14 protein-coding genes and 1 pseudogene are annotated in these 20,958 nt (G+C 72.5%); 5 read left to right on the top strand and 10 right to left on the bottom strand.

Annotation, left to right across the window (positions count from 1 at the left end; translation table 11 throughout):
• Positions 1–78 precede the first annotated feature (78 nt).
• The 4 genes from ACZ5DC_RS30135 to nsdA form a co-directional block, all read right to left on the bottom strand.
• Entirely contained in the window at positions 79–2,529 is a 2,451-nt protein-coding gene (locus ACZ5DC_RS30135; protein WP_468657893.1) for a [protein-PII] uridylyltransferase, read from the bottom strand.
• A 55-nt stretch (positions 2,530–2,584) separates the two neighbouring features.
• Entirely contained in the window at positions 2,585–2,923 is a 339-nt protein-coding gene (locus ACZ5DC_RS30140) for a P-II family nitrogen regulator (protein ID WP_468657895.1), read from the bottom strand.
• Positions 2,920–4,260, bottom strand: coding sequence for an ammonium transporter (locus ACZ5DC_RS30145; protein ID WP_468657897.1), 1,341 nt, complete (start codon positions 4,258–4,260; stop codon positions 2,920–2,922). Before ACZ5DC_RS30145 ends, ACZ5DC_RS30140 begins: the two co-directional genes overlap by 4 nt.
• A 343-nt stretch (positions 4,261–4,603) precedes the next feature.
• On the bottom strand, positions 4,604–6,082 hold the full coding sequence (nsdA, locus tag ACZ5DC_RS30150) for a transcriptional repressor NsdA (RefSeq protein ID WP_468657899.1): 1,479 nt from the start codon (positions 6,080–6,082) through the stop codon (positions 4,604–4,606).
• 458 nt (positions 6,083–6,540) lie between these two features.
• Between nsdA and ACZ5DC_RS30155 the strand changes: the two genes are divergently transcribed.
• A complete protein-coding gene (locus ACZ5DC_RS30155) occupies positions 6,541–7,203 on the top strand; it encodes a bifunctional DNA primase/polymerase (protein WP_468657901.1) in 663 nt (220 codons plus the stop codon).
• A 331-nt stretch (positions 7,204–7,534) separates the two neighbouring features.
• Here ACZ5DC_RS30155 and ftsY read toward each other — a convergent pair whose 3' ends face one another.
• Positions 7,535–8,737 carry a signal recognition particle-docking protein FtsY gene (ftsY, locus tag ACZ5DC_RS30160; protein WP_468657903.1) on the bottom strand — a complete coding sequence of 401 codons (1,203 nt, stop codon included), beginning with the start codon at positions 8,735–8,737 and terminating at the stop codon, positions 7,535–7,537.
• Between the two features lie 168 nt (positions 8,738–8,905).
• Here ftsY and ACZ5DC_RS30165 point away from each other — a divergent pair, with 168 nt between their 5' ends.
• The gene (locus ACZ5DC_RS30165; RefSeq protein ID WP_468657905.1) at positions 8,906–10,357 is read left to right on the top strand and encodes a cytosine permease; all 1,452 of its coding nucleotides are present in this window, start codon (positions 8,906–8,908) and stop codon (positions 10,355–10,357) included.
• Between the two features lie 207 nt (positions 10,358–10,564).
• Positions 10,565–11,095, top strand: a pseudogene (locus ACZ5DC_RS30170) (LLM class flavin-dependent oxidoreductase); the annotation flags it as partial.
• 173 nt (positions 11,096–11,268) lie between these two features.
• On the opposite strand, the gene ACZ5DC_RS30175 reads toward ACZ5DC_RS30170, so the two are convergent.
• The 4 genes from ACZ5DC_RS30175 to ACZ5DC_RS30190 form a co-directional block, all read right to left on the bottom strand.
• On the bottom strand, positions 11,269–12,687 hold the full coding sequence (locus ACZ5DC_RS30175; RefSeq protein WP_468657907.1) for a sugar porter family MFS transporter: 1,419 nt from the start codon (positions 12,685–12,687) through the stop codon (positions 11,269–11,271).
• A 202-nt stretch (positions 12,688–12,889) separates the two neighbouring features.
• Positions 12,890–16,501 carry a chromosome segregation protein SMC gene (smc, locus tag ACZ5DC_RS30180; RefSeq protein ID WP_468657909.1) on the bottom strand — a complete coding sequence of 1,204 codons (3,612 nt, stop codon included), beginning with the start codon at positions 16,499–16,501 and terminating at the stop codon, positions 12,890–12,892.
• Positions 16,502–16,768: 267 nt separating this feature from the next.
• Positions 16,769–16,972, bottom strand: coding sequence for a hypothetical protein (locus ACZ5DC_RS30185; RefSeq protein ID WP_030346494.1), 204 nt, complete (start codon positions 16,970–16,972; stop codon positions 16,769–16,771).
• A gap of 380 nt (positions 16,973–17,352) precedes the next feature.
• Positions 17,353–17,634: an acylphosphatase gene (locus ACZ5DC_RS30190; RefSeq protein ID WP_468657911.1), complete on the bottom strand. Its 282-nt coding sequence runs from the start codon at positions 17,632–17,634 to the stop codon at positions 17,353–17,355.
• A 546-nt stretch (positions 17,635–18,180) separates the two neighbouring features.
• Between ACZ5DC_RS30190 and ACZ5DC_RS30195 the strand changes: the two genes are divergently transcribed.
• Entirely contained in the window at positions 18,181–19,428 is a 1,248-nt protein-coding gene (locus ACZ5DC_RS30195; protein ID WP_468658148.1) for a CAP domain-containing protein, read from the top strand.
• A 115-nt stretch (positions 19,429–19,543) separates the two neighbouring features.
• A complete protein-coding gene (locus tag ACZ5DC_RS30200; RefSeq protein WP_468657913.1) occupies positions 19,544–19,939 on the top strand; it encodes a winged helix-turn-helix transcriptional regulator in 396 nt (131 codons plus the stop codon).
• Here the strand turns inward: ACZ5DC_RS30200 and mutM are convergent.
• Positions 19,912–20,772: a bifunctional DNA-formamidopyrimidine glycosylase/DNA-(apurinic or apyrimidinic site) lyase gene (mutM, locus tag ACZ5DC_RS30205; RefSeq protein ID WP_468657915.1), complete on the bottom strand. Its 861-nt coding sequence runs from the start codon at positions 20,770–20,772 to the stop codon at positions 19,912–19,914. The genes ACZ5DC_RS30200 and mutM overlap by 28 nt on opposite strands.
• Between the last annotated feature and the right edge of the window lie 186 nt (positions 20,773–20,958).

Here is a 20,958-nt window from a genome sequence, read left to right on the forward strand (position 1 = left end):
GCTCGCGGTCCTCGGGGTCGGTGACGGTCTTGAAGGTCGCCCTCCAGGGTATCCCGGCGCCGCAAGCACCGGGGCAGGTCATCCGCGCAGCGTCTCCTCCAGCACCCCCGCCAGCGACGCCGCGTCCCCGGCGGGCAGGGGCGCACCCGCCCCCGTCGTGACGTAGAACGCGTCCACCGCGTTGGAGCCCAGCGTGCTCACGTGCATGCTCCGGACCCGTACGCCGGCCTTCTCCAGGGCCATGCCGATGCGGTACAGCAGGCCCGGGGCGTCCTGGGCGCGGACCTCGATCACCGTGGCGTGGTGGGAGGCGGCCGGGGCGACCGTCACGCGGGGCGGCGGGGCGGTCCAGCCGCGGCGGCGCGGGTAAGCGGCGTCGCGTTCGGCGAGGCGGCCGGCGATGTCGAGGGTGCCGTCCAGGGCGCGGACCAGGTCGGTGCGCAGCCGGGCCGCCTGGGGCAGGGAGCCGTACTCGGCGGCGACCCGCCAGTTGAGGAGGAGGACGGTCGCGTCGTCGACGTCGTCCGGCAGACGCAGCGCGCGCAGTTCCGCCGTGCGCACGGTGAGGCGGTGCACGGCGAGGACGCCGGCGACCGCGGGGAGGACACCGGGCTGGTCGGGCACGGCGATGAGCAGCTCCACGCCCAGGGGTTCCGGGTCGCCCGCCGGGTCCTCGGCGGTGACCGGTTCGGTCTGGGCGCGCAGGGCGAGGACGGGGCCGCCGGTGCGGTAGGCCTCGATGGCGAGGCGTTCCTGCTCGGCGGTGGGCGCGGCCGGCTCGGGCTCGTCGGGGGCGTCCCCGGCGAGGACGGCGCGGACGCGCCGGACGAGGTCGGCGACGAGGGAGCCGCGCCAGGAGGACCAGGCGGCCGGGCCGGTCGCGAGGGCGTCCGCCTCGGTGAGGGCGTGCAGCAGCTCCAGGGTGCCCTGGCCGCCGACGGCCTCCGCGACCGAGCGCACGGTGGCGGGGTCGTCCAGGTCGCGGCGGGTGGCGGTCTCGATGAGCAGCAGGTGGTGGCGCACCAGCAGGGACAGCACGGCCACGTCCGTGCGGTCGAAGCCGATCCGCGCGGCGACGTCCTTGGCGATGATCTCGCCGGCCACCGAGTGGTCGCCGGGCCAGCCCTTGCCGATGTCGTGCAGCAGGGCGGCCACCAGCAGCAGGTCGGGGCGGCTGACGCGGCGGGTGAACTCGGACGCGCGGACGGCCGTCTCGATGAGATGGCGGTCCACCGTCCACACGTGCACGGCGTTGCGCTGCGGCCGGCAGCGCACCCGCTCCCAGTCGGGCAGCAGACGGGTGACCAGGCCCTCGGCCTCCAGCGCCTCCCAGACCTCGATCGTCGGGCGGCCGGAGCCGAGCAGGGTGACCAGCTGCTCGCGGGCCTCGGCGGGCCAGGGCGTGGGCAGGGGGCGCGCGGTGGCGGCCATGCGCCGTACGGCGTGCAGGGAGAGCGGGAGGCCGGCCTGGGCGGCGGCGGCCGCGGCGCGCAGCGGGAGCACGGGGTCGCGCTCGGGGCGTGCGGCGCGGGCGAGCACCACCTCGCCGTCCTGTTCCACCACGCCTTCGGCCAGCGGCGACCGTTCGGCGACCGGCTTGCCGCCGCCCATGATGGCGCGCAGGCGCGGCCGGACGGCGCGCGAACGCAGCACGCGCCCCACTTCGCGCCAGGTCACGTCACTGGCGTACGCGATCACCCGCGCCGCTTCGTAGACCTGCCGCAGCAGGGTGTCGGCGTCGAGCAGTCCCAGCTCGGCGGCCACCTGGTCCTGTTCCTGGAGGGCGAGCCGGTCGGTGGCGCGGCCGGTGGCCAGGTGGAGGGCGTCCCGGACGTCGAGGAGGCGGCGGCGGGCGTCGGCCAGGCCCTCGCGGGGGGCGTCGGCGAGCCAGGAGGCGGCGACGGCGCGCAGGGCGGTGGCGTCGCGGAGGCCGCCGCGGGCCTCCTTGAGGTCGGGTTCCAGCAGGTACTGCAGCTCGCCCTGGCGCGCGGCGCGTTCGGCGCACAGTTCCTTGAGTGCGGGGAGCCGCTTGGGGGCCTGGTTGCGCCAGTCGGTGAGGACGGCGGTGCGCAGGCCGGCGGTGAGCCCGGCGTCGCCGGCGAGGTGGCGGGCGTCCAGCAGGCCGAGGTGGACCTTGAGGTCCTCGCCGGCCGTCTTGCGGGCCTCGGCGGGGGTGCGCACGGAGTGGTCGAGGGCGAGGCCGAGGTCCCAGACGGGGTACCAGATCCGGTCGGCGAGGGCGGCGACCGCGCCGGGGTCGGAGCCGTCGTGGAGCAGGACGAGGTCGAGGTCGCTGCGCGGGGACAGTTCCCCGCGGCCGTAGCCGCCGACGGCGACGAGCGAGACGCCGTGTGCCGCGCCCGCCGCCGCGCCGAACAGTCCGGCGAGCCAGTCGTCGGTCAGGCCGGAGAGGGCGGCACGGCGCGGCGGCCCTGACCGCGCCCCCTCCGTGAGGAGGCGCAGCCGGGCCGCCGCGTAGCCGCCGGGTCCCGGGTCTTCCGTCTCTTCGCGCACATCCGTACCGGTCACCCAGCGACTCCTGTTCCGTTTCCCGCGGCCTTCCCCTGACCTGGATTGTGCTCTGTCAGAGCGCGTCCGGCCCGCGTTCGCCCGTGCGGACCCGTACGGCGGTCTCCACGGGCAGCGACCAGACCTTGCCGTCCCCGATCTTGCCGGTGCGGGCCGCCTTGACGATGACCTCGATCAGCTGCTCGGCGTCGTCGTCCTCGGCCAGCACCTCGACGCGGATCTTGGGCACGAGGTCGACGGTGTACTCGGCGCCGCGGTAGACCTCGGTGTGGCCGCGCTGCCTGCCGTAGCCGCTGGCCTCGGTGACCGTGAGTCCGTGGACGCCGAAGGCCTGGAGGGCGTCCTTGATCTCGTCGAGCCGGTGCGGCTTCACGACGGCGGTGATGAGCTTCATGCGTCCACCTTCCTGTTCTGCGCGGCGGCCGGGGCCGGGGCGGAGAGGGACCCGGCGACGCCGCCGCCGGCGCCGCTGAAGTCGTATGCGGTCTCGGCGTGCTGGGCCTGGTCGATGCCGGAGACCTCCTCGTCCTCGGTGACGCGCAGGCCGAGGGTCCTGTCGAGGAGGAAGGCGAGGACGGCGGAGACGATCAGGGAGTAGGCGAGGACCGCGAAGACACCGGCGCACTGCTTCCACAGCTGGGTGAAGGTGTGGTCGCCGTAGAAGACGCCCGTGGCGGTGGACTGGCCCTTGCCGGTGGCGAAGAAGCCGATGAGCAGGGAGCCGATGATGCCGCCGACCATGTGGACGCCGACCACGTCCAGGGAGTCGTCGTAGCCCCACCTGAACTTCAGGCCGACGGCCGCGGCGCAGGCGACACCGGCGATGGCGCCGACGGCGATCGCGCCGAGCGGGGAGACCGCACCGCCGGACGGGGTGATGGCGACGAGACCGGCGACCGCGCCGGAGGCGGCGCCGAGCGTGGTGAAGGCGCCGTGCCGGATCTTCTCGTAGGCGAGCCAGGCCAGCATGGCGGCGGCCGTCGCGACCTGCGTGTTGACGAACATCAGCGCGCCGACGCCGTCGTCGTTGCCGAGCCAGGAGCCGGCGTTGAAGCCGAACCAGCCGAACCACAGCAGACCGGCGCCGAGCATGACCAGCGGGAGGCTGTGCGGGCGCATGGGGTCGCGCTTGAAGCCGACGCGCTTGCCGATGACGAGGATGACACCGAGCGCCGCCGCACCGGCGTTGATGTGGACCGCCGTACCGCCCGCGAAGTCGATCACGCCGAGCTTGTAGGCCCAGCCGTCGGCGCCCCAGACCCAGTGGGCGACCGGGACGTAGACGATCGTGGCCCACAGGGCGACGAAGAGCGCCCAGGCGGAGAACTTGACCCGGTCGGCGAGGGCGCCGCTGATCAGGGCCGGGGTGATGATCGCGAACATCAGCTGGAAGACCATGAACACGAAGATCGGGATGGTGTAGCCGTCCCAGAGCTGTGTCAGGCCGACGTTGCTGAGGCCGATCCAGTCGGCGTTCCAGCCGAGCAGGCTGTTGCCCGTGCCGAAGGCGAGGGAGAAGCCGTAGAGGACCCACAGGATGGTGACGATCCCGAGGCTGATGAAGCTCATCATCAGCATGTTCAGGGTGCTCTTGACGCGGACCATGCCTCCGTAGAAGAAGGCCAGTCCCGGGGTCATCAGCATCACCAGGGCGGAACAGATCAGCATGAAGCCTGTGTTCGCGGACGACAGTCTGGGTGCGTCCGCCGCAAGCATGATGGCTGGTGCCATCGGCGTCTCCTCGTCGGTTGGTACGGCCCCGTGCGGGCGGTGCCTGAGCGGTCCGGGCGGGTGAGGGGTGGGCCGGTTATGCGCCACGAGACTGACGCAGCGCGGTTTCGGTGGAAGCCCCTCGTTGTTTCGCCGGGGTGACGAAGGCGCCCTGTGTGTTACGCGCCCGTGAAGTGCGGGGTGCCGGGGCCGCGCGCTCGTTATCGTGGCGCGACCTTCCGCGGGGGACCCGTTCGCGGACACAAGCCGGCCGCGGCGGGCCTTCCGATGACCTGGCATGGGGGAGCCGAGTCGGGCGGTTCGGGAGGACCGGCCGCGGCCGGGGTCCGGGGTGCTGCGGTGGTCAGACGGCTTCGGCGTTCTCCGGGAGGTCGACGGCGAGCTGGTCACCGAGGTCGATGACGGCGGCGAGGTCGCCGTAGTCGCGGACGGCCGTGTCGACCGTCTTTCGGATACGGGTGTTCACACGCTCGGAGCGGACCTTCTTGGCGATCTCCATGGCACGCGTGGCGTAGGCCGTGCTCTCCTCGGGCTCGCGCTGGAGCAGGTGCACGGTGGCCATGCCGATGAGGTTGAGCGCGTACGACCGCTGGTGCTCGGAGTCGTCGGCGAACAGCTCCACCGCCCGCCGCATCAGCGGCTCGGCGAGGGAGGCGTAGGTGGGGCTGCGCCCGGCCACGTAGGCGAGGTCGCGATAGGAGTGGGAGTTCTCTCCGTGGAGCTCGGCCTCGGAGAAGAAGCGGATCCAGTCGGGGTCCGGCTCGTCCCACTCGTCGACCTCGGCGAAGGTGTCCTCGGCCATGCGGACGGCACGCTTGGTCTTGCCGGGCTGGCCCATGTTGGCGTAGGCGCGGGCCTCCATCGCATACAGCATCGACTGGGTGCGCGGGCTCGCGCAGTCGCGGCTGCCGTACTGGGCGAGGTGGATCAGCTCCAGGGCGTCCTCCGGCCGGCCGAGGTGGATCATCTGGCGGCTCATGCTGGAGAGGATGTACGAGCCGAGCGGCTTGTCCCCGGCTTCCTTGGCCGCGTGCAGTGCGAGCACGAAGTACTTCTGGGCGGTGGGCTGGAGGCCGACGTCGTACGACATCCAGCCGGCCAGCTCGGCCAGTTCCGCGGCGACCTTGAACAACGTGCGGGTGGTGGCCTCGGGCTGGGGCTCCTGGAGCAGGTCGGTGACCTCGTGCAGCTGGCCGACGACCGCCTTGCGGCGCAGGCCGCCGCCGCACTGGGCGTCCCACTGGCGGAACATGCGCGTGGTGGACTCCAGCAGCTCCAGCTCCGGCCGGGACAGCCGGCCCGGCCTGCGCGCGTCGAGGGCGGTCTGCAGCTCGGGCGGGGCCGGGGAGGGCGGGGCGGGCACCAGCCAGCGCTGCATGGGCTCGATGAGGGAGGGACCGGCGGACAGCGCGAGCGAGGTCCCGAGGAAGCCGCGCCGGGCGAGCATCAGGTCGCTGCGGGAGAACTCGCCGAGCAGGGAGACCGTCTGCGGGCCCGTCCAGGGCAGGTCGACCCCGGAGGCGGCGGGCGGCTGACGGGCGGCGCGCAGGCCGAGGTCCTCGATGGAGACGACACAGCCGAAGCGCTCGGAGAACAGCTCCGAGAGGATGCGCGGGATCGGCTCGCGCGGGTTCTCGCCGTCCAGCCAGCGGCGCACCCGGGAGGTGTCGGTGGAGATGTGGTGGGCGCCCAACTGGCGTGCCCGGCGGTTCACTTGGCGGGCCAGCTCGCCCTTGGACCAGCCGCTGCGCACGAACCACGAGCCGAGCAGCTCGTTGGGGCGCTTGTCAGCGTGTGTCCCGCCTCCGCCGTTGCCGCCCACTGGAACGCCCCCATCCCTGAGACCACTTGCCGCCCGATGCGCCAAGCCCTATCAGAATGCCGGTAAATACGGCCTCGCGTCCGCCGGTTCTCACCCTTCGAACGGTTTGGCGACTTGCCTCCGGCATACCCGCGAGTGCATGTGCCCCGGGGACTCGTGCACTCACAGTAATCCTACGATCACCCGTCCAACCACAGGGATCCCTGAAACGCCACCATTCGCCACCCCTTCGAATGAACTCACGGTGGCCGGGGCGCGATTCACTTGACACAGGACGGCCGGAAGTGGGCGGAGTGATGCACCCAGGGGCGCGTTTCCCTCCGGTGCGCCACCCTCCGTACTCCAAGAAGCCGCCTTAGCGCCGCGTCGCCGCGGGGAGGCGGAGCCGTAGCGTTACGTTCCGCTTCCGTATCGCTCCGTGGCGTAACCACCGGCGCGCTGGACCCGTTGGAGGGGGCATGGGCTTCACGATCGGCGGCATCCGCGAGATCCGCTCCGGCACGCGCCGGCGCGGCCGGTCCGCGGAGTGCACCGCCGTCGCCGAGTTCACCGGGCTGTGGGGCTGGGACGTCGTGCCGGGGGCGCGGGCCGCGGGCGGCGTCTGCTCGTGCGGGCGGCGGGACTGCCCGGCGCCGGGCGCGCATCCGCTGGGCTTCGCCCCGCCCGTCCCGGCCGGGGCCACGCTGGACGAGGTGGGCAAGGCCTGGTCGGAGTTCCCGGGCGCCTCGGTGATGCTGCCGGTGGGCCGGGCCTTCGACGTCATCGAGGTCGCGGAGCCGGCCGGCCGCCGCGCCCTGGTCCGCCTGGAGCGGATGGGCCTCCCGCTCGGCCCGGTGACCGCGACCCCCGACGGCCGCGCCCACTTCTTCGTCGCGCCCGGCGCCACCGCCGACCTCCCCCGGCTGCTCTACCGGATGGGCTGGGACGATCCGGGCGCGCTGGACCTGCGCGGCCTCGGCCCCGGCACGCACATCACCGCGCCGCCCTCCGACCGGGGCGGCCTGGGCCCGGTGCGCTGGCTGCGCCCGCCCGCGCTCGACTCGGCGACGCGGCCCCCGGCGGCCCGGCTGCTGCTCGGCACACTGGCGTACGTGGCCCACCGGTCACGGGCCAGGGCGTAGGTCCTGTCGTCGAACTCCCGTCTGCCCCGCGACGCCATGCACGCTCCCCCACTGCCTCAACGGGGTGGGAGGTGCCCCCACTCGCCGCACCGGGCCCCGACCCAAGTACATCCAGTACGAGGGCCAGGGCCCGGCACTCCCCCAGCCTTCGGCCGGGGGACCCCCAGAGCGCGCACCTGACGCCGCGCGGCCCACCCTCCGGGCGGACGACGGGAGTTTGACGACAGGCCCCAGCTAGGCCCCGCCAGGACGAAGCTCCCGTCCCCGACTGCACCTCGGGGCGGGAGCTTCCTGGTGGCCGCGCGGCCACCTGTCGGTGTCCGCGGGTGGTTCACTCTCCGATGAGCGCGTCCACGAACGCCTCCGGCTCGAACGGCGCGAGGTCGTCCGCGCCCTCGCCGAGCCCGACCAGCTTGACCGGCACGCCCAGCTCGCGCTGGACCGCGACGACGATGCCGCCCTTGGCCGTACCGTCCAGCTTGGTCAGCACGATGCCGGTGATGTCCACGACCTCGGCGAACACGCGGGCCTGGACCAGGCCGTTCTGGCCGGTGGTGGCGTCCAGGACGAGCAGCACCTCGTCCAGCGGCGCGTGCTTCTCGACCACGCGCTTGACCTTGCCCAGCTCGTCCATGAGGCCGGTCTTGGTGTGCAGGCGGCCGGCGGTGTCGATGAGGACGACGTCGACCCCCATCTCCTTGCCCTCCTTGACCGCGTCGAAGGCGACGGAGGCGGGGTCGCTGGCCTCGGGGCCGCGCACGGTGTAGGCGCCGACGCGCTCGCCCCAGGTCTGGAGCTGGTCGGCGGCGGCGGCGCGGAAGGTGTCGGCGGCGCCGAGCACCACAGTGCGGCCGTCGGCGACGAGCACGCGGGCGAGCTTGCCCGTGGTGGTGGTCTTGCCGGTGCCGTTGACGCCGACGACCATGACGATGCCCGGCTTGCGGTCCTCGGGCTCGGTCCTGACCGTGCGGTCGACGTCGGTGCCGATCAGCTTCAGCAGCTCCTCGCGGAGCAGGATCCGCAGCTCCTCGGGGGTGCGGGTGCCGAGCACCCGGACGCGTTCGCGCAGGCGCTCGACCAGTTCCTGGGTCGGCAGCACGCCGACGTCGGCGGTGAGCAGCGTGTCCTCGATCTCCTCCCAGGTGTCCTCGTCCAGGTGCTCGCGGGAGAGCAGCGTGAGAAGGCCCTTGCCGAGGGCGTTCTGCGAGCGGGACAGGCGGGTGCGCAGGCGGACCAGCCGGCCTGCCGTGGGCTCCGGGATCTCGATCCCGGGAGCCTCGACCACGGGAGGCTCCTCGACGACGACCGGTGCGGGGCCGCCGGGAAGATCCACCTCCTCGATCGTCCGGCGCGGTTCGTCGCGCGGCGTCTCGGCCTCGTCGCCGACGTGCGGCTCGGCCGGGGGCGCGGTGATGTCGGGCGCTTGGGGGGGCGGCGGGGGCAGCGGCTTCCGGCGCCGGCTGCCCACGATCAGCCCGCCGAGCGCGCCGAGCACGACCACGGCGATGACTACAGCAAGGATGACGGTTTCCATAACGCGTCCAGTATCGGCCATGGGGTGTTCGCGGACGCCGTTTGTGGCTTCCTCCCAGAGACAAACGCCACGTATCGCTAGGAGTGGGAGCAAAGTACGATGGTGGGTGCGCTGTTGACGCGCGTAGAGTCCCCTCGTCCCTGTCCCCCCACGTCTGGCACCTCCTTCATGACGAAAACCGTCGAGACCGAAGGCGCTCTCGAAACGCGCGGTATCGAACAGGTCCCCGACCACGAGCGCACGGCGAAGACCCGGGAACTGTTCCCCACCTGGGTCGGTGCGAACATCAGCGTGCTGCTGCTGACGATGGGCGCGAGCCTGGTCGTCGCGTACCACCTGGACATCTGGCAGGCGCTGGTCGTCGCGGTGACGGCGCCGGTCGTCTCGTACGGCCTGGTGGGCCTGATCGGCATCGCTGGCAAGCGGGGCGGCGCGCCCGGCATGGCGTTGTCGCGGGCGGTCTTCGGGCAGCGCGGCAACCTGCTGCCGGGTTCGCTGATCTGGGTGGCGCGCTGGGGCTGGGAAACGATCAACGCGGTGACCGGCGCCTACGCGATGCTCACCATCCTGGACATCCTGTTCGGCATCAGGGCGAACAGTGTGCTGGACATCGTGACGCTGCTGGTGTTCGTCGTCGCGACCTTCGCGATCTCCGGGCTCGGCATCAACGCCGTGCAGCGGTGCAACACGTACGCGACCTACCTCTTCGGCGTCTTCTCGGTGCTGGTCCTGGCCTATCTGGCGGCGAACACCGACTGGTCGAAGGTGATGGACCACAGGGCCGGTTCCACGGCCGCGGTGATCACCGGCGTCGGCATGATCGCCGCGGGCGGGGTCAGCTGGATCCCGTCCGCCCCGGACTTCACCCGCTACCTGCCGCGCACGGCCTCGTCCAGGGCGATCGTGGGTACGGCGGTGGGCGGCGCCGGTGTCGTCGTGCTGCCCATGGTCCTGATGGGCGCGGTGATGGCCGTCGCCACGCCGGACCTGGCCTCGGCGAGCGACCCGGTGTCCTTCCTCGGCGAGATCCTGCCGACCTGGATCGCCGTGCCGTACCTGTGCATCGCGCTGATCGGCATGCTGCTGATCAACTCGATGTCGATGTACTCGGCGGGCTTCACCGCGCAGACCCTGGGCTTCAAGGTGCCGCGGCACTGGGCGGTCTCCGTCAACGCCGTGATCTCGCTGGTCTTCGGCGGGGTGCTGATGCTGGTGGCCACGAGCTTCATGGGCTCGTTCATCGCCTTCCTGTCGCTGCTGGCGGTCGCCTTCTCGGCCTGGGTCGGCGTGTTCGGCGCGGACATGTTCCGCCGCACGGAGTACGACGGCCGGGCCATGGCCGACACCACCCGCACCAGCGCCTACTGGTACCGGGGCGGCTTCTCCCCCGCGGCCGTGGCCGCCTGGGCGGTCGGCCTGGTGTCGGGCCTGATGTTCACCACCTCGGACTGGTTCACCGGCCCGCTGGCGGCGAACAACGTGATCGGCGAGTACGGCCTCGGCTGGGTCGCGACGATCGTGATCTCCGGCGGCCTGTACCTGGTGCTGCCGAAGCCGGCGGTGGCCCGCCAGGCCGGGACGGCCGAGCCGGCCCCGCAGCGGGAGACCGCCGGCGTGTGAGGCGCCCCCGCCGGACGCGGCGCTCCCCCGCCCGGAGGGGCCCCCGCCTCCCCCGGACAGACCGCCCTCGTGCGGGGCGGCACTCGCCCGGAAACGCAGCCGGCCGCGCCCCCGTCTCCCCGGTCCCGGATATCTGAGTCAGCTGAGGTCCCCCTCCACCGCAGCGCAGCGGAGGGGGACCTTCCGCTGCCCGTCACGGTCGTCCAGCCCTCGCCCCTCGCCTTCGCGGGCGCGGTGTTCGGGGCGACCCGCCGGATCGCGGTGACGGTGTCGGCGGTCCTCGGCCCGCTGCACGGCCCGCTGCGGCCGGCCGAGGAGATCGCCGTGCTGGACCTGCTCAGCGGCGGCCGGCCGGTGTCCGGGCCGGGATCGGGTACCGGCCGCAGGAGTGCCGCCCGGCGGGCGGCCGTTCTTCCCGAGCGTGCACCTGCCGGAGCCGGAGACGTACTACAAGGAGAGGCTCACCGAGTACGGCACCGGGGCCTGGACCAAGATGCCGACGGCCGAGACCCCGCTGCTGCACCTCGCCGAGGACCCGTGCCGGGCGTGGGCCGAGTACGGCGGGCACTTCCCGCACGAGGCGCGCGGATCGACCGCAGCCCCGATCCCGCCGACCGGCGCTCGTGCATCCTGCGCCTGCCGGGCCATCACAAGGCGCGCACGTACGCTTCCCGGCAGTCGGGCGGGGTCCGCTCGGCGGTGAGGTCGGCGGCCACGACGGTGGCGGGGCTGCGCGCCGCGGCGGGTCCTTCCGGCGCCGGCGGACGGACTGAGCCGGGCCGTCCGGCCGTACGACACACCGCCGCCCCCGGTCCGGGCAGTGGCCGGGCCGGGGGCGGCGGACGGTTCGAGGAGAGGGGCAGCGGGGACTTGGCCCTTCTCCCCGAGTTCGGGGCGCCTCGCTACGAGGCTCAGCCCATCTCCTCCAGGGACTTGCCCTTCGTCTCCTTGACGAACTTCAGGACGAACGGGATGGAGAGCGCGGCGAAGACGGTGTAGATCACATAGGTGCCGGAGAGGTTCCAGTCGGCCAGCGACGGGAAGCTCGCGGTGATGGCCCAGTTGGCGATCCACTGCGCGGCGGCGGCCACGCCCAGGGCGGCGGCACGGATCCTGTTCGGGAACATCTCGCCGAGGAAGACCCAGACGACCACGCCCCAGGAGAGGGCGAAGAAGAGGACGAACACGTGGGCGGCGATCAGGGCGATCCAGCCCTGGGTGGCCGGCAGCTTGCCGTCGACCAGGTGGTGGCTGAACGCCCAGGCCTCCAGCGCGAGGCCGACGACCATGCCGACCGAGCCGATGAGGGCGAGCGGCTTGCGGCCGACACGGTCCACGAAGATCATCGCGATCACGGTGCCGATGATGTTGATGATCGACGTCGTGAAGGAGTAGAAGAACGAGTCCGTCGGGTCGACGCCGACCGACTGCCACAGCGTCGAGGAGTAGTAGAACGCGACGTTGATGCCGACGAACTGCTGGAAGACCGACAGGCCGATACCGATCCAGACGATCGGCTTGAAGAAGAAACCGCCGCCGAGCAGGTCCTTGAACGTGGACTTGTGCTCGCTCTTCATCGCGTGCTCGATCTCGGCGACGCGGGCGTTCAGGTCGACGTCCTTGCCCTCGACCTCGGCGAGGATCTCCTTGGCGCGCTCACGCTTGCCGACGGAGAGCAGGAAGCGCGGGGACTCGGGGATCGCGAGGGACAGCAGGCCGTAGAGGACGGCCGGGACGACCATCACGCCGAGCATGACCTGCCAGGCCTCCAGGCCCATCAGCTTGCCGCGCTGGTCGCCGCCGGCGGCGTTGAGCAGGCCCCAGTTGACCAGCTGCGAGATGGCGATGCCGACGACGATCGCGGCCTGCTGGAAGGAGCCGAGCCGGCCGCGGTAGGCGGGCGGGGCGACCTCGGCGATGTAGGCCGGGCCGATGACGGAGGCCATGCCGATGGCGAAGCCGCCGACGACGCGCCAGAAGGCGAGGTCCCACAGCGCGAAGGGCAGCGCGGAGCCGACGGCGCTGATGGTGAAGAGGACGGCGGCGATCTGCATACAGCGGATGCGGCCGATGCGGTCGGCGATGCGGCCGGCGGTGGCGGCGCCGATGGCACAGCCGATCAGGGCGATCGCGATGACCTGGGCGAGGGCGGCGGACCCGACGTCGTAACGGTCGCGGATGGCCTCGACGGCGCCGTTGATGACGGAGCTGTCGTAACCGAAGAGGAAACCGCCCATGGCGGCAGCCGCCGCGATGAAGATGACGTGCCCGAGATGATCGGGGTGAGCCGTCCCGGCTCCTGACTGAGGTGCCTGCGCTGTGCTGGTCACGTGTAACTCCTCGGGCCACGGCAGCGCTGCCGCGGGTGGGGGCGAGCCCTTACAGGTGGGACCTGAAGGTAAAAGCAACGTTGCAGAGACTATGCCTTCAAGTTTCGAAGTCAATAGCTCAACAGCTGTGAGTTTTTCGATATGCCACCGCGCTCTGTGTTCATTTCTTGAACACAGAGTCAGTTGATCTTGAGCGAAGTGCCTACCGGAGGCGCTGGGAGATGACCTTCGAGACACCGTCGCCCTGCATGGAGACGCCGTAGAGCGCGTCGGCCACCTCCATCGTGCGCTTCTGGTGCGTGATCACGATCAGCTGCGAGGCCTCCTGCAGCTCCTGCATGATCCGGATCAGCCGCTGGAGGTTGGTGTCGTCCAGCGCCGCCTCGACCTCGTCCATGACGTAGAAGGGGCTCGGCCGGGCCTTGAAGATCGACACCAGCAGTGCGACGGCCGTCAGCGAGCGCTCGCCGCCCGACAGCAGGGAGAGCCGCTTGACCTTCTTGCCCGGCGGGCGCGCCTCGACGTCCACGCCCGTAGTGAGCATGTTGTCGGGGTCCGTCAGGACCAGCCGGCCCTCGCCACCGGGGAAGAGGCGGCTGAAGACCCCCTCGAACTCCCGGGCGGTGTCCCGGTAGGCCTCGGTGAAGACCTGCTCGACGCGCTCGTCGACCTCCTTCACCACCTGGAGCAGGTCGGCGCGGGTCTTCTTCAGGTCCTCCAGCTGCTCGCTGAGGAACTTGTGCCGCTCCTCCAGCGCCGCGAACTCCTCCAGCGCCAACGGGTTGACCTTGCCCAGCTGCTGGTACGCCCGCTCGGCCGCCCTGAGCCGCTTCTCCTGCTCGGCCCGCACGAAGGGGCGCGGCTGGTTGCGCGGGTGCTCCGGGTCCTCGGGCAGCTGCTCGCCGTCGGCGGGGGGCGAGGGCGGCACGAGCTGGCGCGGCCCGTACTCCGCCACCAGACCCTCCGGCTCGACACCCAGCTCCTCCAGCGCCTTGGTCTCCAGCTGCTCGATGCGCAGCCGCTTCTCCGCACCGAGTACCTCGCCCCGGTGAACTGAATCCGTCAACTTGTCGAGTTCGGCCTTCAGTTCACGGCCCGCCGTACGGGCGGCGGCCAGCTCCTGCTCGCCCCGGGCCTTGGCCGCCTCGGCGGCGGACCGCTCCCGCTCCGCCCGGGCGAGGGACACCTCGACGTGCGCGAGCAGCTGCCGGGCCCCCGAGGCGACGGCTTCCGCGACCGCCGCCTCGTGCCGCAGCCGCGCCCGGCGCTGCTCGGCACGCGCGCGTGCCTCGCGTTCGGCACGGGCCGCGCGGTCGAGCGAGTCGGCGCGTCCGGCGAGCCCCTTGACCCGCTCCTCGTGCGTACGGACCTGGAGGCGGGCCTCCATCTCGGTCTGCCGCGCGTTGGCCCCGTCGGCGGCGAGCCGGTCGCGCACCGAGGTGTCCGGCTCCTCCTCCACCGGCATCTCCTCGGCCACGGCCAGCCGCTCGGCCAGTTCCTCGGCCTCCTGCACGGCCTTCTCCAGCGCCTCCTGCGCACGGGCCGCCGCAGCGGCCGACCGCTCGGCCTCCCCGGCGGCGCCGCGCGCCTGTCCGGCGAGCCGGCCGAGCTGCTGGGCCACGGCCGACTTCTCGCGGTCGGCGGCGCGGCGGCGCTCCGCGAGCTCTTCCACGAGGGCGGCGGCCCGCTCGCGGTGCCCGGCCGCAGCCCGCTGCGCCTCGGCCAGCTCCCGGCAGCGGACCTCCAGCTCGGCCAGCTCGGCCGCGGCCTCGTCGACGGACGCCTGCACCTCCAGCAGGCTGGGCGCGCCCGCCGAACCGCCGTGCGCGAAGTGGGCACCGAGGAGGTCGCCCTCGGCGGTGACGGCCGTCAGCTCCGGGTGTGCGTGGACCAGGGCCTCGGCGTCGTCCAGGGTGTCGACCACGACGATGCCGGCCAGGAGGCGGCGGACGGCGGGCATCAGCTCGACGGGTCCGCGGACGAGGTCGGCGGCGAAGGGGGCGGTGGCGAGGGGGGCGGTGGGCCGCCGGCCGGGTGCGGGACCGTCGTGGTCGCTCGCGCCGTTCCCCGCGTCCCTGGCCTGCGCCTGCTCCGGGGCTCCTGAGAGGAGGAAGGTCGCCCGGCCGCCGTCCTGCTTGCGCAGGAGGTTGATGGCCTCGGTCGCCGCCGCGGGGGTCGTCACGGCGAGGGCGTCCGCCGCCGTGCCCAGGGCCGCCGCCAGCGGGATCTCATAACCCGGTGTGATCGTCAGCAGCTCCGCCGCGGGGCCGAGGAGTCCGGTGAGGCGGTCCCGGGCGCCGAGCAGTATCCCGGTGCCGTCCTTCCGGCGCAGGCCCAGCGCCAGCGCCTCGTGACGGGCCTGGGTCGCGGCCCGGCCGCGCTCGGCGGCGGTCAGCGCCTCGCGGGCCGCTGCCAGGGCGGTATCGGCCTCCGCCAGCCGCCGTCTGGCAGTCTCGTGCTGTTCGGCGAGGTCGGCGTCGCCGGCGTCCAGGCCGTCGACCTCGGCCTGGAGGGCCTCGTACTCCTCCTGGGCGCGGACGGCGCGTTCCTGCGCCTCGTCGCGGGCCGTGGCCAGCCGGTCGATCTCGGCCTGAGCGGACGCGGCGCGCGAGCGGGCCGCGTTGACCTGCCCGGACAGGCGGGCCAGCCCTTCGCGGCGGTCCGCGATGGCGCGGGCGACGTCCTTCAGCCGGCGTTCCTCGACCGCCAGCTCGCGCTCGAGTTCGGCGCGGTGGGCGACCGTGTCGTCCAGCGCGTGCTGGGCCGCTTCGAGGGCGGCCTCCAGCTCGGCCTCCTGCTCACGGACGCGGGCGGCCTCGCGCTCCAGGTCCTCCGGGTCCCGGCCGCGCCGCTCGTCCGGGGGCGCGGAGGTGGCGCTCTTGACCCGGGCGTCGGCCAGCGAGATCGTGCCGCGCACGCGTTCGGCCAGCTGGGACAGCTCGTACCAGGTCTGCTGGGCGCGCTGGAGGCGCGGGGTGAGCCGCCGTACCTCGTCCTCCAGCAGGGCCTCGCGGTGGAGGGCCTTCTTCAGCTCCTGCTCGGCGGACTCCTTGCGCTCCTTCAGCGCGGCCTCGTCAGCGATCTCGGCCTGGAGCGCTTCGCGCAGGCGGACGAGGTCGTCGGCGAGGAGCCGCAGGCGGGCGTCGCGCAGGTCGGCCTGGATGACGGCGGCCCTGCGAGCGACGGCGGCCTGCCGGCCGAGGGGCTTGAGCTGGCGCCGCAGCTCGTCCGTCAGGTCCTGCACGCGCGCGAGGTTGGCCTGCATCGCGTCCAGCTTGCGGAGCGCCTTCTCCTTGCGCTTGCGGTGCTTGAGGACCCCGGCCGCCTCCTCGATGAAGGCGCGGCGGCCCATGGGGTCGGCGTGCAGGACGGAGTCGAGCTGGCCCTGGCCGACGATGACGTGCATCTCGCGGCCGATGCCGGAGTCGGAGAGGAGTTCCTGGATGTCGAGGAGGCGGCAGGTGTCGCCGTTGATCTGGTACTCGCTGCCGCCGTTGCGGAACATGATCCGCGTGATGGTGACCTCGGCGTACTCGATGGGCAGCGCGCCGTCGGAGTTGTCGATGGTCAGGGACACCTCGGCGCGGCCCAGCGGCGGGCGGCCGGTGGTGCCGGCGAAGATGACGTCCTCCATCTTGCCGCCGCGCAGCGACTTGGCGCCCTGTTCGCCCATGACCCAGCTGAGCGCGTCCACGACATTGGACTTGCCCGAGCCGTTCGGTCCGACGACACACGTGATGCCCGGTTCGAACCGGAGTGTGGTCGCCGAGGCGAACGACTTGAACCCGCGGAGGGTCAGGGCCTTGAGGTGCACGCCGCTGGACTCTACCCGCCGCCGCCATCTCACTCCATGAACCCTCGTGACCGCGCGGTTTCACTCGTGACCATGCAGGGCACACCAGATGTTGAAGAGCCTGAAAGGATGCGGCCAACTGCCGTCGGGGGAAGGCGGGGGAAAGAAAGAAGGGACGCCGAAGCGTCCCTTGCAACTCTGACGGCTGGATCTCAGCCGTCCGATCAACTGAGCGGTTGATACGGGCAGCCCGATCGTTGCGACTGCTCTCGTGGAGCGATGCAGCGATCAGGTGAGCGCAGGCTCCGCCTGGTGTGCGTCGATGCTCTCCATGATCCTGTCCTGAGAGGCGGCAGCCGTCAGCGCTTCGTTCTCCGCCTGGATCCGTCCGAGCTCGGACTCCAGGTCCTGGACTCGCTGCTGCAGCCGTCGCATCTCGGCGAGGAGTCGAGGGTCGGAGCCGCCGACGTAACCGAGAAGCGCCTTTGCCATGATGGATGGTCCTCCACAATGAGTGACCGACCGATGCGGTGTGGGTCGTGAGGGATTCGCACCCGTGGTGCTTGGCACATCCGGGTGTTGCTCTGGTGTTGCTCCATGCCAAACAGCTAAGGTGCGCGGGGCTTTCAGCGTCTCACCAAAAAGTTTGACGGTCAACACGATCACGCCCTGTATTGGCGGGCGAACCGGGGCGCGCGGCCGGTGAAGCGGCGGCGCTGCGACTCCTCCGGACCCTCAGGGCGTGGCGACCAGCAGTACGTGCGGAGCCTGCCACGCCGCGCCCGTCTTGGCAACCACCAGGGCGTTTCCGTCTCCCGCATGTGCCCCCGGCAGCTTGCCACGCTCCCGCACGCCGGGCCGAGCCCTCCGGATCAGCGGATGGCGAAGCCGTCGTAACCGCCCCGCGGTGTGTCCCAGATCTCGGTGACACCGTCCACACGCCCGGGCGTGTCGCTGCCCTGGAGCCAGTCCAGGAGCCCCTCGCAGCCCTGCCGCGACCCCTCCGCGACCACCTGGACCCGGCCGTCGGCCAGATTGAGAGCAAAACCACTCAGCCCGCCGATCTCCAGCGCCTTGGCGCGCGTGAACCAGCGGAATCCCACGCCCTGCACGTGTCCGCGCACCCAGGCGATCAGTCGTACTTCCTCGTTCATGGGTGCAACCTAACCGGCCGGTGTAGGCCGGGACACACCGTCCCCGAGCGGCATGGGGTACCGTCCGAACTCGATGCATTTCGTATGAAACTCACTCGATCAAGTGAGTTCGGTTGGCCAGAGGAAGTCGCTCGCCGTGAGTCGCTCGGGGACTCACGCGCCGCGCAGGCGCCGGTCAACCGCAGGCACGAGGAAGAGGGCAAGGACATGGGACGCCACCGACGCTCCGACGCCGGCCGCGCCGCCACGGGCCGCGCCACGGGGGCCGACCACACGCAGCACCCGGGATCCGGGAGCGACGGCCCCGAGCACTCGTCCGCGGAGGAACGGCGGGTGCCCACGGGCATCGCGCCCTATCTGGCCCCGGAGGCCTACGCCGACGCCACGGCGAAGGCCCGCGAGTACCTGTTCGCGACGGACGACGGGGCGGCGCCGGGCGCGCCGGGGCAGGGCTCCGGATCCGGCGGTGGCTCGGCGGGCGGCGGTTCCACCCCGTCCGGCGGGCCGTCCGGTGAGCCCCGGCGGCGGAACGGGCTCGGGCGGCCGGTGCGCGCGGGTCTGCTCGGTGCGTCCCTGGCCGTCGGCATCGGCGCGATCGCGGTGGCCACGGGTTCCATACCGGGCCTGGAGCAGTACCAGCTCGGCGGCGGTACGCACACCTCCGGCGGGGACCGGGTACGAACGGCTGCCGCCCCCAGCGACACGGCCGGCGAGCAGGGCGGCACGTCGGGCAGGGCCGGGGTGTCCGCGGGCCCGACCGGCAGCGGGAACGGCACGCGCGGCGGCTCCACGAGCCCGTCGCCGTCACCTTCGTCGTCCGCCCCGCGCGCCTCCTCCACGCACTCCTCCCCCACGCACTCCCCCTCCGCCTCGCGTCCGGCGTCCCCGCCTGCCGCGAAGCCGGAGGCTCCCTTGAAGACTGCGGCCCCCTCGAAGCCGAAGGCTCCCTCGAAGCCGAAGGCTCCCTCCAGGACTGCGGCCCCCTCGAAGACCACCGCCCCGGCGAAGACGGCGAGCCCGCGGACGACGGGGACCCCCTCGGAGAGGGCAACCCCGTCGAAGAGGGCAACCCCGTCCAGGACGGGAAGCCCCTCGAAGACGGCAATGCCCTCCAGGACAGCGACTCCCTCGAAGACGGCAATGCCCTCCAGGACAGCGACTCCCTCCAAGACGGCGACGCCCTCCAAGACGGCGACCGGGAAGCCGACTCCGACCAGGACGGCGCCGAGGAGCACGCCCTCCTCACCGGCCAGGCCGCCCGCGCCGTCCAAGACGCCCGCGCCGTCCGCATCGGCCAAGCCGTCGACGTCGGCCAAGCCATCCGCACCGGCCAAGCCGTCCACGCCGAAGGCCGCCCCGTCCCCTGCGGCCACCAAGACCCCGACCCGCACCTCCGCACCGGTGACGGTGTCGCGGGAGGCCGCGGCCGAGGCCCAGGTGCTGAAGCTCGTCAACGACCAGCGGGCGAAGGCCGGCTGCAGTCCGCTGGCGGCGAACTCCTCGCTGACGAAGCTGGCCGAGGTGTTCAGCGACGACATGGTGGCGCGCGGCTACTTCGACCACACCGACCCGGACGGCAGGACGCCGTGGGACCGGGCGGCGGCGGCCGGCGTCACCGGTCTCGGCGGCGAGAACATAGCCCGCGGCCAGGCCGGTGCGGCGGCCGTGGTGGCGGCCTGGATGAACAGCCCCGGCGACCGTGCCAACATCCTGAACTGCGGCTTCAAGACCCTCGGTGTCGGCGTCCACTTCGGCCCGGGCGGACCCTGGTGGACGCAGGACTTCGGATACTGAGCGGCGCCCTCGGAGCCCTGGTCGTTGTTGCTCCGGGCGGCGGCGCCGGCGCGGGCGCTAACCATGGGTTAGTGCAACCTGGTGGAGAGCGCTGCGTCGGCGTACGCTTGCCTGTATGACCGCCACCACCCAGGGCCACGAGGACCTCGCGTACAACGTCTTCGCCAAGGCGTGCCCGTCACGGGGCACGCTGGAGCACGTCACCGGCCGCTGGGGCGGGCTGACGCTCGGCGCGCTGCACGAGGGGTCGTTGCGCTTCAACGAACTGCGCCGGCGTGTGGACGGGGTGAGCGAGAAGATGCTGTCCCAGACGCTGCACGCGCTGGAACGCGACGGCCTGGTGCACCGCGAGGCCCAGCCGACGAACCCTCCGCGCGTGGACTACGAGCTGACGGCCCTGGGACGGCAGGTCGCCGAGCGGCTGCTGGCGCTCATCCACTGTGTGGAGGGCGCGATGGACGACGTCCTCGCGTCCCGCGCGCGTTACGACGAGACGCGCGGCGCCCTCTGACACTTGGGGCAGAAGTAACTGGACCGGTTCATCCAGGGGCGCCGGCGTATGGGGGTGCCGCAGCGGCGGCAGGGCTCGTCCTCGCGGCCGTAGGCGTCCAGGGAGCGGTCGAAGTAGCCGGACTCGCCGTTGACGTTGACGTACAGGCTGTCGAAGCTGGTGCCGCCGACGGCGAGGGCGGCGTTCATCACGTCGCGGATGTGACCGAGGAGTTCCGCCGTGACCGGGCGGGTGAAGTTCGCCGTGGGGCGTTCGTAGTGGATGCGGGCGCGCCACAGCGCCTCGTCCGCGTAGATGTTGCCGACGCCGCTGATCAGCGACTGGTCCAGCAGGGCCCGCTTGATGGTGGTCCGCTTGCGGCGCAGCGCCTGGTGGAAGGCCGCGTCGTCGAAGAGCGGGTCCAGCGGGTCGCGGGCGATGTGCGCGATGACGTCGGGCAGGCCGTCGGGGGTGTTGTCGTGCAACGACAGCCCGCCGAAGGTGCGCTGGTCGACGAAGCGCAGTTCGGTGCCGAGGGAGTCGGCGAACCGCACACGGATGCGCAGGTGCTTCTCGTCGGCCGCGTCGTGCGGCTGGACCAGCAGCTGGCCGCTCATGCCCAGGTGGGCGAGGACGGACTGGTTCGTCTCCTCCAGCGGCAGCCACAGGTACTTGCCGCGCCGCCGGGGCGTGCCGATGTGATGGCCCTTGAGCCGGTGCGCGAAGTCGTCGGGCCCGGCGGCATGCCGGCGTACGGCTCGCGGGTGCAGCACCTCGGTCTCGGCGACGGTCCGGTGGGCGACCCAGCGCTCCAGGCCCCGGCGGACGACTTCAACCTCGGGCAACTCGGGCACGGCACTCCTTCGGGCGACTGCGGAAGAGCTGAGGGCAGGGTATCCCGGCGCTCGGCCGGCCCACCGGGCCGGTGCCCTCTGCCGGCAGCGCCCGCGGACGGCGGGCGCCCGCGAATGGCCCGGCAGCCGTGGACGGCCGAGCGCCCGGCCCGCGGGAGGCGGGACGGGCGCTCGGGTGCTGCCGTT

This window comes from Streptomyces sp. NPDC031445, assembly GCF_055581365.1.

Excerpts from the sequence above, each read along its gene's own strand:
- ACZ5DC_RS30140 (WP_468657895.1), bottom strand. The coding sequence starts at position 2,923 with ATGAAGCTCATCACCGCCGTCGTGAAGCCGCACCGGCTCGACGAGATC.
- ACZ5DC_RS30145 (WP_468657897.1), bottom strand. The coding sequence starts at position 4,260 with ATGGCACCAGCCATCATGCTTGCGGCGGACGCACCCAGACTGTCGTCC.
- ACZ5DC_RS30155 (WP_468657901.1), top strand. The coding sequence starts at position 6,541 with ATGGGCTTCACGATCGGCGGCATCCGCGAGATCCGCTCCGGCACGCGC.
- ftsY (WP_468657903.1), bottom strand. The coding sequence starts at position 8,737 with ATGGAAACCGTCATCCTTGCTGTAGTCATCGCCGTGGTCGTGCTCGGC.
- ACZ5DC_RS30165 (WP_468657905.1), top strand. The coding sequence starts at position 8,906 with ATGACGAAAACCGTCGAGACCGAAGGCGCTCTCGAAACGCGCGGTATC.
- ACZ5DC_RS30185 (WP_030346494.1), bottom strand. The coding sequence starts at position 16,972 with ATGGCAAAGGCGCTTCTCGGTTACGTCGGCGGCTCCGACCCTCGACTC.
- ACZ5DC_RS30190 (WP_468657911.1), bottom strand. The coding sequence starts at position 17,634 with ATGAACGAGGAAGTACGACTGATCGCCTGGGTGCGCGGACACGTGCAG.
- ACZ5DC_RS30200 (WP_468657913.1), top strand. The coding sequence starts at position 19,544 with ATGACCGCCACCACCCAGGGCCACGAGGACCTCGCGTACAACGTCTTC.